The sequence below is a fragment of the Heyndrickxia sp. MSNUG genome, assembly GCF_049532715.1.
GTDB lineage: Bacteria > Bacillota > Bacilli > Bacillales > Cytobacillaceae > Mesobacillus.
In genome coordinates this window covers 3991342-4004138 of the sequence record NZ_CP150978.1, presented here as the reverse complement: position 1 = coordinate 4004138, position 12797 = coordinate 3991342, and the positions used below count along the sequence as shown (strand labels likewise).

Annotated in this window: 13 protein-coding genes; 10 read left to right on the top strand and 3 right to left on the bottom strand. The window is 40.1% G+C overall.

What is annotated here, in order from left to right; all coding sequences use genetic code 11:
* Nucleotides 1-236 precede the first annotated feature (236 nt).
* On the top strand, nucleotides 237-644 hold the full coding sequence (locus tag AABM38_RS20110; protein WP_423407958.1) for a YugN-like family protein: 408 nt from the start codon (nucleotides 237-239) through the stop codon (nucleotides 642-644).
* Here AABM38_RS20110 and AABM38_RS20105 read toward each other — a convergent pair.
* Nucleotides 641-1627 (bottom strand): potassium channel family protein, encoded by a 987-nt coding sequence (locus tag AABM38_RS20105; RefSeq protein WP_423407957.1) that lies wholly within the window; start codon nucleotides 1625-1627, stop codon nucleotides 641-643. The genes AABM38_RS20110 and AABM38_RS20105 overlap by 4 nt on opposite strands.
* Nucleotides 1628-1853: 226 nt before the next feature.
* Here AABM38_RS20105 and AABM38_RS20100 point away from each other — a divergent pair, with 226 nt between their 5' ends.
* Entirely contained in the window at nucleotides 1854-2060 is a 207-nt protein-coding gene (locus AABM38_RS20100; protein ID WP_335375394.1) for a hypothetical protein, read from the top strand.
* A 69-nt stretch (nucleotides 2061-2129) separates the two neighbouring features.
* Here AABM38_RS20100 and AABM38_RS20095 read toward each other — a convergent pair whose 3' ends face one another.
* Complete coding sequence (locus AABM38_RS20095; RefSeq protein ID WP_423407956.1) at nucleotides 2130-3533, bottom strand: amino acid permease; 1404 nt, start codon at nucleotides 3531-3533, stop codon at nucleotides 2130-2132.
* A 359-nt stretch (nucleotides 3534-3892) separates the two neighbouring features.
* On the opposite strand from AABM38_RS20095, the gene AABM38_RS20090 reads away from it, so the two are divergent.
* The 6 genes from AABM38_RS20090 (at nucleotide 3893) to AABM38_RS20065 (ending at nucleotide 10527) form a co-directional block, all read left to right on the top strand.
* On the top strand, nucleotides 3893-4480 hold the full coding sequence (locus AABM38_RS20090) for a DedA family protein (protein ID WP_423407955.1): 588 nt from the start codon (nucleotides 3893-3895) through the stop codon (nucleotides 4478-4480).
* 569 nt (nucleotides 4481-5049) lie between these two features.
* Nucleotides 5050-6594, top strand: a complete 1545-nt coding sequence (locus tag AABM38_RS20085) for a spore germination protein (RefSeq protein ID WP_423407954.1) — start codon at nucleotides 5050-5052, stop codon at nucleotides 6592-6594.
* Between the two features lie 3 nt (nucleotides 6595-6597).
* Nucleotides 6598-7707, top strand: a complete 1110-nt coding sequence (locus tag AABM38_RS20080; protein WP_423407953.1) for a GerAB/ArcD/ProY family transporter — start codon at nucleotides 6598-6600, stop codon at nucleotides 7705-7707.
* Complete coding sequence (locus AABM38_RS20075; RefSeq protein ID WP_423407952.1) at nucleotides 7682-8935, top strand: Ger(x)C family spore germination protein; 1254 nt, start codon at nucleotides 7682-7684, stop codon at nucleotides 8933-8935. Before AABM38_RS20080 ends, AABM38_RS20075 begins: the two co-directional genes overlap by 26 nt.
* A gap of 274 nt (nucleotides 8936-9209) precedes the next feature.
* Entirely contained in the window at nucleotides 9210-10097 is an 888-nt protein-coding gene (locus AABM38_RS20070; RefSeq protein ID WP_423407951.1) for a hypothetical protein, read from the top strand.
* 58 nt (nucleotides 10098-10155) lie between these two features.
* Nucleotides 10156-10527 (top strand): hypothetical protein, encoded by a 372-nt coding sequence (locus AABM38_RS20065; RefSeq protein ID WP_423407950.1) that lies wholly within the window; start codon nucleotides 10156-10158, stop codon nucleotides 10525-10527.
* 246 nt (nucleotides 10528-10773) lie between these two features.
* Here AABM38_RS20065 and AABM38_RS20060 read toward each other — a convergent pair whose 3' ends face one another.
* Nucleotides 10774-11031 (bottom strand): hypothetical protein, encoded by a 258-nt coding sequence (locus AABM38_RS20060; protein WP_423407949.1) that lies wholly within the window; start codon nucleotides 11029-11031, stop codon nucleotides 10774-10776.
* 128 nt (nucleotides 11032-11159) lie between these two features.
* On the opposite strand from AABM38_RS20060, the gene AABM38_RS20055 reads away from it, so the two are divergent.
* Complete coding sequence (locus AABM38_RS20055) at nucleotides 11160-11744, top strand: TVP38/TMEM64 family protein (protein WP_423407948.1); 585 nt, start codon at nucleotides 11160-11162, stop codon at nucleotides 11742-11744.
* Entirely contained in the window at nucleotides 11731-12747 is a 1017-nt protein-coding gene (locus AABM38_RS20050) for a F510_1955 family glycosylhydrolase (protein WP_423407947.1), read from the top strand. The genes AABM38_RS20055 and AABM38_RS20050 overlap by 14 nt, the downstream gene beginning before the upstream one ends.
* Nucleotides 12748-12797 lie beyond the last annotated feature (50 nt).

Sequence of the window (12797 nt, the reverse complement as noted above, 5' to 3'; positions counted from 1 at the left end):
ATAAAAAGGAGTACCTCATTTTGGGGTACTCCTTTTTATGGTATATACGAAGTCATTTCAGCAAACCGCACAATTATTCTCCGAAAAAAACCGCATTTCCCGCAAGAATAGAGGATTCTCCGGAAGCTGGCATTTTTTAAGCATTCCTTCCAGAGCTCCTAATCAAAAATCCCATAATGAAATACTCCATTTTGGTTAAAACTAACCTTAAAATGCACAGAAAGGCGGAACATCCTGTGATTGAAATTCCATCTGAACTTGAAGGCAAACACTTTGACCTTTTTAAATTGGAACAGCTGCTTAAACCTCTTGGTTATACGATTGGCGGAAACTGGGATTATGACCATGGAGCATTTGATTATAAAATCGATGACGAGGTTGGTTATCAATTTTTGAGAATTCCCTTTAAAGCTATCGATGGCCAGCTTGATTCACGTGGCTGTACAGTTCAATTGCAGCGGCCCATTCTTCTTTCACATAAGTACCAGCGAGGAATTGACGACCATGCTAATATCGGCAACGCCGCTGCTTCCTTCAACCAGTTCCAGGAGCCAGTGGACAAAGATGCAAGCTTCCCGGAAAAATATATTGAAGTAGGAAAATCACTGGTCCATGAAGTCGAATCTTCCATCTTGACCCGCTAATTGGTAATCGTTAACAGCATGTCGGTTTGATCTATTTTAATATGGTTGCTGGGGTTGACTGCGATGTCATCCCCTTTTTTAATGCCAATCAAAATCACATTCTGGCCTAAAAGCAACGTGCTTGCCTCGGCGAAATTTTTGCCGATTGTTTTGTTATCGGCAGGTATATAGGCAAGGTGCTTGCCATTTAGTTCTCCCAAAAAATCAAGAAGTGAATTAACATGACCTTCTGTATAGATGCTGTTTAAAATGACAGCGCTAGTTAAAGAGTTAGTTTGAATCAGTTCATCTGCTCCCGCTCTGCGTGCATTATTGATCTGCTCGCCTGTCAGTATTTCAGCGATGCAGTATATATCAGGGTTGAGACCTTTTATTGCCAGTAAAGTCAGCACTGTGTGCATGTCTGCGTGCAATTCATCCAGGTTCTGATCTGCCGTAATAATCACCTTGGAGGCTGTTTGAATCTTAGCCCTTAAGAGTGTATCGTCGCTGTTCGCTCTGCCTTTAATAAAATGAACATTTTCATCACTGATGGGATTTGATTTTAAGGATTCATCAATTAAAATAATCTGCACCTTAGATTCAGCCATAGATCGAATAATTGACCGAGACCTTTCGTTCCAGCCAATAATGATGACATGGCCAGCCCCTCTGTAAATAACATTTCCTTTAAGATATTGGTTCTGCTTTGTCACTGTGGCGGCTGAAAGATGGATGAAGTAAGAGGACAAAAACCCTGTCCCAACCAGCAACAGAAGGATGCCAGTAATTCGTCCCAGAAAAGTCGATGGATAGAAATCCCCGTAGCCAACAGTTGATGCAGTAATGATTGCCCACCAAATCCCATCAAAAACAGTGGGGAAACTCTGTGGTTCAATGAGGTGGATGATTGCACCAAAAATAAAAATAATGAAAGCGGCGATCATTAAAAACCTTGTTAAAATTGGCAGACGAATGAAACGAACATAAATTTGGTTCGTCAAGTTAACTCCCCCTAAAATCTTTATCTTCATATGTAAGAAATTATTAATTACTTTTTCCCTTATTCCCTAGTTCAAAAACAGCGTTGCAACGAAATAATGTACTAGGATGTAATACTATTTTTGGCTTAGCATCAGTTTTTAAAACGCTCCTTTACTTAAAATGTGCGCTAGCCCGTACCATTTTTTCATTCGCACATATGCTGTAAAGTAAAGGAGGGATAAGGATATGTCGTTAGGATCAAATTCATATGTTTGGCTTTTCCTTGCTGTAATTTTAGCGGGATATGCTCTTTATCGAGTTGGGGCTCTTACTTTGGCAGCATTTTTAGGATTATCATTTTTACAGATTATCGGAATAGTTGTAATCGTTATCTTTGCATTCTTAATCATCTTCATTGGCATTAAAATCCTGCTTAGGGGCGGCTGGTTTTAATCAATGAGAAAGAACCTGCATTATCATTGGCAGGTTCTTTCTCATTATCCTAATAGTTGCGTGCTTATGCTAAGTTTCTTTTAACCTCTGTGGCGCCACCCTGCCGTAAAAGAAAATTCCGCTCGCAAGGAGGATGACTCCGAAGGCAAACGTTTTTAGATCCGATGTACCCGCAATAATGACCCATATCGAGTACAGAGTCGAAATCGCTGCAATCGTTCCATCCACCACTCTTGATTTCATGCTGGTATACGTTTCCCCAGTGAGTACAAGCTTTAATTGGAAAACAGAAGAGATGAAATAAGGGACTAAATAGGACAATGTTGCAATAAAAATAATAAAGTCAAATGCGTTTGCAATGGAGTTGGAAATGGTCGAAAAAACAAATAACTGACCCAAAATATTCGTTATAATCAAAGAAAAAACCGGAAGGCCTTTTTTATTTTCCCTCAAGAATGAAGGCAGGAAAAGACCTTGTCTGGCAGCCTGGTAGGGAACCTCGGCACTTAACCATACCCAGCCAATCGTAGAACCGAATAAGCTGATCAATCCAAGTATGGCTAGAATTTTACCGCCAATTGGTCCGAGGACAGTTTCAATCGCATCGATCAATGGCTTCTCCGATGCAATCAAAGATTTCTGGTCAAGCATCCCCATAACAAGCATGCTGATTCCAATGTATATGACTAGAGCAATCACTAATCCTAGAACAGTCGCCCGTTTGACATCTGCAGGCCGCCTCGCCCTTGAAGCAAATACGACAGCAGATTCCACCCCGATAAATGCCCATAGGGTAGTGATTGCGGCATTGTTGATTTGTCCGTACAAACCGACTGAATGGCCAGCTTCGTCAAAACGGGGAGCAGAGAAAGGCAGGATGTTTGCTTTTTGAAATGTAAACAAGCCTATAATGATAAACAAAAAGAAGCCGATTACTTTTGCTGCTGTGGCTAAGAAATTCATTTTTCCAGCCTGTTCCATTCCACCTAAAATGATAAAATGAGTTCCCCATAAAAGAAGGGTACATACAATGAATGTCATTAAATTTCCGGTTCTAATTACTGTGTTGCCAATGGTGAAAAGTTCGGATTGGCTTGTCAAAATAGGAAAGAATGTAGATAGATAGCTTGCAAAAGTGGTGATGATGGCAATATTTCCAGCAAAATTGCCAATCCAGTAGCCCCATGAAGCCATGAAGCCAGAAAGTGTTCCAGCGTGCGATCTTGGAGGGAATAATTCTTTTGCATAAACTTGCGGACCGCCAGTCAGTTCAGGCTTTCTTAATGCCAGATTTCCAAATACAAGAGCAGTCATCAAAACACCAAATCCAGTCAGCAGCCACCCCAATAATACACCGAGAGGACTTGCTGCTTCAGAAAGGGAACGGGGAATCATGAATATTCCCGATCCTACCATATTGCCTACAACAAGAGCAGTTAATATCCAGACACCTAATTTATTCGATTGACCCAATGCGATCTACTCCCTTACAGTTCTATTATGCTCAGATAAAAAAGGTGATAAATAACCCAATAGCTTTTGATGATTAAATCAAAAGAACATCTTTTATATTGTGCTTAAATCACACAAAAATAACACACCAAATTCAGGTGTGCTATCGATTCTATATTAACTTTGAAGAAATGCCTCAAAGGCTATGAAGCATATCAAAAAATCACTTTATTAAGATTGTACAAAGTATAAGGGCATTCATCCTTAAATAGTAATCCGTGAAAACCTGGATGGAGCTTTATACAAACCAAAGTTTACGAAAAGTCCCTTGAAGAACTATAATGAAACAAGTCAGGTAAAAGATTGGAGTGGGTACTTAAGTGCAGGATTTTATATTAAATGTTTTGGAGTGGCTGTCTAGCTTGGGATACCTCGGGATAGCCCTGGGCTTGATGCTTGAAGTGATCCCCAGTGAAATCGTTCTTGGTTACGGGGGATACATGATCTCTCAAGGAACCATTGGATTTGCCGGAGCAGTGATTGCAGGAACGATCGGGGGAACAATCGCCCAGCTGTTTTTATATTGGCTTGGATCTTATGGCGGAAGGCATGTGCTTGAAAAGTATGGGAAATACTTGCTGATTAATAAACACCATATCGATTTGGCCGAACAGTGGTTCAACAAATATGGTCCTGGTGTGATCTTTTCTGCTAGGTTTATTCCCGTAGTAAGACATGCTATTTCGATTCCAGCAGGAATTGCGAAAATGTCCTTTATCAAATTCACTTTATACACAATTGCCGCGATCATTCCATGGACTATTTTCTTTCTTTACCTCGGAATGGCCCTCGGTGAAAATTGGGCAGGCATTAAAGATGTCGCGAGGCCATATATCATACCCGTAGCTGTGATTGCACTGATTGCCGGAATTATCTATTTCATTTGGACGAAAAGAAAAAAACAATAAGAATTGAACTGCTTTTTAATGCTCAGGATTAGATCCTGGGCTGTTTTTTTGTTTAAATGACTTTTTTCAAATTCTAGTGAAATTCTTCATGAAGTGAGCAAGATTTATGTACGTTGAAATACTTTTTTTCAATTAGGCTCTTTAAAACTAGGCTGTTGATTTTCGTTCCAGGCGCTTCGCTTTCCGCGGGGCTGGCGCTGAGCCTCCTCGTCGCTTCGCTCCTGCGGGGTCTCACCTGTCCAGCTGCGCCCGCTGGAGTCTACGCGCCTTCCACTACAATCAACAGGGTTTAGAAATCAACATTCAGCATTAATTGAGCCTTCAGTTAAAAAGGGTAATTCACCAGTTAGATTAATTAATTCACCAGTTGAGCCAAGTATTTCACCGGTTGACTCAACCATTTCACCAGTTGTGAAAATTTTTCGAAACCACAGCAATATTCAACATAGCTGCCGCAAAAAGATAATGAAGTGACGATTTAATTCCTCCATCTCCTCATAAAAATTAACAAAATAGCAAATGTTAAGAAAAGGAAAAGAAGTTTTAGACCGGCAGGGAGAAGATCCATTATGTTAAGGGATATGCTAAAGCTTTTTAAAAAGCAGCAAAATAAAAAATCTCCCCAGGGACAACAAAGTGTGGGAGAGCAATCTGAGCTTAAAGAAAAAGAACTCACGCATGACCTTCAATCAAACTTGACTATCTTAAAAAAGCTTTACAGCATACCTGACAATAAGGATGTGAAGCTAAGAGAGCTGTATCTTGAAGGCTTGGATAAACAGGCTGCAATCATATTTATCAGCACAATTACAGATATAAAAAGTATTGAAGAACACATCCTGAAGCCTTTGACTGAAAATACATCAGGAAAAAAGCAGATAAAAGATATCGTTTCCGTGCAATTGGTACATGATAACTTTTATTTCAAAGACGCAGTGAAAGAAATTAATAAGGGGAATGCGGTTCTTCTTATAGACGGGGAAGCCAGGGCTTATGTCATGGATTGTCCAGATTTCCAAAGCAGGGCGATAGAAAAGCCAGATAATGAAATCCTGATCAAGGGGCCTAAGGAAGCGTTCATTGAAAAGGCTGTTACAAATATATCGCTGCTCAGGAAAAAAATCAGGAATGAGAACCTGATGGTTGAAGCAGTTGAAATCTCCCAGCGCTCTCATAATGATGTTTTCATTGTATATATACGCGGGCTGGCAAATGAAAAGCTTGTCAGCAACATCAAGAAAAGGCTGGGCAGACTGGAGGTTAACTCGATTCAAAACCTGTCACTGCTTGAGGAATATATCGAGGAGCGCAGCTATTCATTATTCCCGAGTATCCTCTCTAGTGAAAGGCCAGACCGCGCTGCCTCTTTTTTGGAGGATGGCTATATCGTCCTATTAATGGATAATTCTCCAGACAGTTTAATTTTGCCGGCTACCTTTTGGTCTTTTTTCCATAGCCCGGAAGATCACTATCTACGGTTTGTATATGCCAATTTTACAAGGGCCTTAAGAATGGTAGCCATGTTCATAACGGTCTTTACATCGGCTATCTATGTGGCTATTACCACGTATCATGCCGAAATGATTCCACCTGATTTATTGCTTGCCATTGCCTCCTCCCGAGAGAAGGTACCTTTTCCGGCAGTTATTGAGATTCTGATTATGGAAGCGGCATTTGAGCTGATTAGGGAGGCAGGACTTCGTGTGCCAAGTCCAATCGGTCCGACAATCGGGATTGTAGGGGCTCTCATTCTCGGACAGGCAGCGGTACAAGCGAATATTATCAGCCCAATCGTGATTATTGTAGTCGCACTAGGCGGTCTCAGTTCTTTTGCCGTAAGCGATATAAGTTTGAACTTCGCTGTAAGGCTAATCCGTTTTGTGTTCATTTTTAGTGCAGCCATGCTCGGCATTTATGGGATGACAGCCATCTTCGTAGCCGGTTTATTCTATATGGTTTCACTGAAGTCATTTGGTGTCCCTTATCTTGCACCGATGTCTCCAAGTTATAAGTCTTCCAAGGATACTATTTTTCGCAAGATCATAAAAAATGAAAAATTAAGGCCGGGCTTTTTAAAGCCGGCTGATATGCAAAAAAAGAGCGATGAGGCATAAAACATGAAGCAGAATAAAGGGAAAATTGGAATTAAGGAATATACAGCGATCATCCTGCTTACCCTTGGAGCAAAATTAAGTGATGATACCCCGTCCATTATTTATGAAAATGCAAAAAATGCTGGCTGGATCGCAACCCTTTTAATAGGTATGTCAGCATTAATTCCTATTCTCTTGTTAATAAAGGTTTTTTCAGTACATAAAAATAAAAACCTGCATGAGGTAATGATCCATCTGTTTGGGAAATTTATAGGAAATCTTATTTCAGTCTTCCTATTATTAGGCGGTGTATCCGCTTTGATCATAGACTCTGGTGTATATGTAGATATCATAGGAACAATGTATTTTACAAAGACACCGCCAATCGTCATTTATGCGATTCTTATGACGGTTTGTGCCTATGGAGCCAAACGCGGGATTGAACAAATTGGTGCGGTATCCTGGCTGTTATTGCCCTATATAAAAATAACTTTATTCATTGCATTGATCTTCACATTCAAGGCAGGGAGCATAGGATACTTATTCCCTCTGTGGGGAGAAGGGAAGCTCGGCATCCTGAAAGCTTCTGCTAAAAATGTATCAATATTTGCAGATTTTTTCTTTCTGGGACTAATAGCTCCGCTGGTGACTACATTTAATGATTTCAAAAAGGGAACCCTTATAGCACTTCTCATTGTAACCAGCGAAATAAGCTTAGCATTAGTGGGATTTGTTATGCTGTTTGATTACACTACTGCAGAAATGCTCAGTTATCCATTCCACGAAACGATCCGGTACATCCAGATCGGTTTTCTGGCCAATGTAGAGACTTTATTTTTTCCTTTTTGGCTTGTATCAACTTTTATAAGGTTTTCATTCTATCTTTATTTAAGTGCTGTTTTGCTCGGGGGAATTCTAAAAATAAAGGAATTTGAATATCTAATTCCTCTAATCACAGCCATTATCGTATTGATTGGCTACGCGCCTGAAAGCCCTTCGATTGTTCTCTATACTTTGAGACAAAAAAACTTATTGCTGCTTAGTCCTGCCTTTATGGTATTGCCTCCGCTTATGTGGCTTGTGGCAAAAATACGGGGAGATTTTAAGAATGAAAATGTTAAAAAATCTGGTTAGGCTCCTATTTATTTGCGTGATTGTCACAAGCCTGGCTGGCTGCTGGGACCAAAAGGAATTGGACCAAAAGGCATATGTCATAGCGATTGGGCTTGATGAGGCAGAGCAAGAGGGAAAAATCAAGGTATCATACTTAATTGCGAACCCGGAAGTGGGCTCCCAGCAGACAGGCGGTGGAACGAATGAACCAACCCAGGAGATCGTTTCATTGGTTGCAGACGATTTCATTTCATCCAGGAATACGGCCAATGCTATCATTGCAAGAGAGATTTCATATGACTTGCTGCAAGTGATGATTGTCTCAGAGGACTTTGCAGCAAATCCGAATTTTATAAGATGGATCTATAGTGCGGCAAAGGACCGCGAAATTAAAAGAAGTGCAAAATTAATCGTTTCAAAAGAAAAGGCGGAAAAATTTGTATTAACGAATAAACCACAGATCGAAACCCGGCCCCATAAATTTTTTGAATTGATGATTGAGAGAGGCCAGGAGACAGGAATGATTCCTGACACAGATCTTAATAGTTACTATAGTATTACTGAAAGTGATGCAGACCTATTTCTTGCCATTTATGCGACAACGGAAAAGGACGAATCAGAAATGAAGGTTTCTGATGATGACTTAATGGCTGGGGAGGTCCATGCAGAGGGTACAACCAGGAATGCACAATTCATCGGCTCCGCAGTCTTTAAAGAAGGCATGATGATAGGCAAAATTACCGGCGAGGAAACGAGAATCTCAAGTTTATTGGACAATACATGGAATACGGAAGATATCATGACAAATTTTCAAGATCCTTTCAATGAAACATATCGGATTTCAGCGAGAGTTTCCCAGAAAAGACAAAATAAATATACCTATAAAAATAAATATGGCAGACCTGAAATTTTAATCGAGGTACCTTTATTTGTAGAAATATTAAGTGATCCCAGTATGATTAATTATGCAAAGAATAAAGGGAAGGTAATGGAATTACAGAGATTCATCACGAAAAAAATTGAGGATAAGATGAATGAATATATTACCCGGACTCAGGAAGAATTCAAAGGCGATACCTTCCATTTATCCGTCCCGATCAGGAGGCATTTTAAAACACTTCCGGAATTCCGGGATTTTGATTGGATGAAGTCTTATCCTGACGCTGTTGTAAAAGTGAAAGTCAATATCCGCTTTGGCGAATTTGGAAGGCAGACCAAGCTTCCTAAGCTTAAAGAGGTGAGGGATTAAAATGATCTTTCTCATTTGGGGTTCGATTACACTGATTTGTTTTTATTCCATTATGTTTGCAGTGACATTGTGGAAACAAAAAAATAAGTCAGGATCTATTGTTGTGATCATGCTATCAATTGGATGCCTCATATTGCCTTACTTTACGTATATAAAATGAAATCTTAGTCCAGGAGGAAATATCGGGGTTATCCTCCTGGTATTTCTTCTGATTTTTAAAATTTTTAAACATTGTGATAATATAAAGGTAATTAATATTAAATGGGGTGTAGGAATGAGCCTGGTTGGGTATAGCTTCGGAGAAATTCTTAAATCTTTAAGAGTTTATAAAGGTTTTACAATGGCTCGATTAGCAGAGGGCATTTGTTCTGAGGAGGATATGGTTCAATTTGAAAAAGAAGAGAAATATCCAACGATTGACCAACTCTATAAAATTGCACTGAAACTCAATGTGGATCTTAACCACTTTTTTGACATTGCTTCCTCTGATACATATAACAATGCTCACGCGGTGATGCAATTAATTAATAAATATAAACGAGAGCGGGATTATGCAGCGATTAATGAAATCCTAAAAAAGGAGAAAGATAACCCGTTGTTCAAGCATACCTCCTTCCGGCAATTTTTAATGTGGCATGAGGGCATCTGCACCAACTATCTTGAGGAAGACAAAGAAAAATCAGTGGCTATACTGTACGAAGCTTTAAATTTAACGAATCCAGAGAAAATGAACCTGACGGAGCGTGAAATTGAAATCCTGACGAGTATCGCCATCGTAGAAAAAGATAATGGCAATCTTGGTCGGGCGATTGAAGTTTTCCAGGAAGCACTCAATAATTTAACAGAGCTTCCTCAAGTGCTTGATTCAAGTATCTGGTTAAAAATACTTTACGGACTGGCTCAAGCATTATCCAAGCTGGAGAAGTATGAGGAATCATTGATCTATTGCAGCAAAGGGATCGATAATTGTATATATGAAGAAAATATGTATTTATTTGGTGAATTTCATTACCAAACCGGCATGAATTTCATAAAAATGGGTAAATTACCTGAAGGAAAAGAATACCTGGAAAAAGCCATTACGATTTTCAGACTGCAGCAAAATGAGAAGTTTGCTAGTTTAGTAATAACAGAAATGGAAAAATTACTTAAATACTGCTAACGGTTTTAAGTGTAATAACTTAAACAAATAACTCATCAGAGAAAGAGGAGGATTGAAATTGAAAAATGCTATCTTAGTATCGGTGATTGCAGCAAACTTTTTTGGAGTCTTTAGCTTTATTTCCATGGACATTGCAGATCTTCCGTCACAACATTCAGTTGATGGGACATATGTAGCCGACCTGCCATCACAGCATTCAGCGGACGATGCGTATATAGCCGACCTGCCATCACAGCATTCAGCGGACGGGACATATGTAGCCGACCTGCCATCGCAGCATTCAGCGGACGGGACATATGTAGCCGACCTGCCATCACAGCATTCAGCGGACGGGACGTATGTAGCCGATCTGCCATCAGAGCATTCAGCCGATGGTTCACTAATAGCCGATCTTCCTTCACAGCATAAGGTTGGAGACAACTTAGCTTAGTATCTGATGAAACAGCCAATTCCTTTTAGGGACTGGCTGTTTTCTTTTTTTGTCAAAATAAGATTGCTTTATGGAAAGGGATGCCGTCTTAAGATGGCACTTAAAATCTAGCAGATCCTCTTTTTCATAGCTTGTTCCATTCCTTCTGCAAAGTTTTGGTCTATAATTGTTGAGAGAAGCAAAAGGCTCCGGGTGTTCCGGAACCTCTTTTTGTTTTTTAAAATTCATTAACCTTGGAAAGGTGCATCAATCAACTATGTCCATGTGGGCTTCATCCATCATTTGAAAATTTTTGCTGGGCATTGCTCCATTTGTTCCGTGGCAGCCATTGTACATTTGCTTTAATTCTTTGTTTGATAGACCCGGGTGCATTTTTTCCATCATCGGTTTCATTTGTCCGAAATTGAAAGTGCCTTTACCTTCTATTGTATCTTCTGCGAATACGGAAGTGCTTGCACCAAGAATAAGTGCAGCACTTATGAGGGTTAGTACTCTTGTTTTCAAGTTGATCAGCTCCTTTTGGGTATATCTTTATTTTAAAGTGGTGGTTTGCAAAAACTTAGCAGAAGCTGTGACAAAGTATTGAAATCATTTAAAGTTTAACAATGAGTATGAGTACCGGAGGAAAAAGTATGATGTTGTTTGAATACCTGGCAGATCAGCCTATTTGGCTTGCTATTTTGATTAGCCTATTGGTGAGTGTGCTCATTTCAATTGCTGGTATCGTACCGAGTACATTTGTGACAGCAGCCAATATCGTTTACTTCGGGTTTGCAGGTGGACTAGCACTCTCAATCATTGGGGAGGCTGTTGGTGCTATCATCAGTTTCTTCCTTTATCGGAAAGGCTTAAAAAAACTTGGCGAAAAGTTTAACAGTGGTTCCCATACGATAAAGTTATTGGGAAAACTGAAGAATACAGGGGGATGGGAGGCATTCATTCTCGTTTTGCTGCTGAGGATTTTTCCATTCGCGCCGTCCGGACTTGTTACTTTGGCTGCCTCAATCAGCAGGATGGGTGCAGCAGCATTTATGGTTTCAAGCACCATTGGTAAAATCCCGGCTCTCCTGATTGAATCCTATTCTGTACATACTGTACTTGGCTGGAAAATGGAATACCAGCTTGCTGCAGCGTTCTTTGCGGTTGGAGCAGGTGTTTGGTACTATTATTGGACAACTAAGAGGAAAAACGGAGGAAGTAATAATGAAAATAAGTAAAAAAAGCTTTATGATCATGCTTGCGGCAGCCATGCTTGTCTTTACTGGCTGCTCTAAGGACAAGGAAGAACCAAAGCAATCTCCAGCTGAAGAAAATCAACAGGATACCGCTACTGAGGAAAAGCAAGCAGATCAGACGAATGATGAGCAGCAAAATGCCGGAACAGATTTCATCGTAAAAGCAAAGCCACAGAGAATTGAGCACATGCACGGCATCGGTTATCCAGGCAACGATGAAGGACTTTATGTGGCATCACATAATGGAATCAAGATTTATAAAGATGGCCAATGGTTTGAAACGGCAGCAGAAAAACATGACTATATGGGCTTCCAGGCAGTAAAAGATGGATTTTACTCAAGCGGCCATCCAGAAGAAGGGTCCTCTTTGAAAAATCCGTTAGGCCTGGTAAAAAGTACGGATTTAGGCAAATCAATTGAAAAAGTAGCTTTCTATGGAGAAAGTGATTTTCACTTCCTGTCCGCAAGCTATCTGGATCATTCTTTATATGTGATCAATGAACAGCCAAATTCCAAACTGGATGCAGGTGTTTATGTGTCGAAGGATAACGCTGAGAGCTGGAAGCAAGTTGCCTTAAATGGATTTGAAGCAAATACGTTCGGCATGATTGCTGTTCATCCTGACAAAGGGGATACTTTTGCAATGGCCACGAAGGAGGGTGTTTTTGCTTCAAATGATTCTGGTCAGACTGTGAAAGAAAATGGCGATTATGATATGGTGACCGCAGCTGCATTTTCCAAGGAATCTCTGTACATTTCCCCAGTTGAAGATCAGAAAATTAAGCTGGTGAAGATTGACCAGGAGAAAGAGGGAGTCGAACTGCCAATCCCAACCTTGGCCTATGATAACCCGATTACTTATATTGCTGCTGATTATGAGGAGCAAGGCAGACTCGCTTTCATTACAATCCTGAATGATCTATATGAATCGACTGATGGAGGACAGACTTGGAAACAATTACTCGTTAATGGGAAAATTAAATAGACAGAAATAACAAATGCCACAGCTTCATCCGCTGTGGCATTTTTATTTAA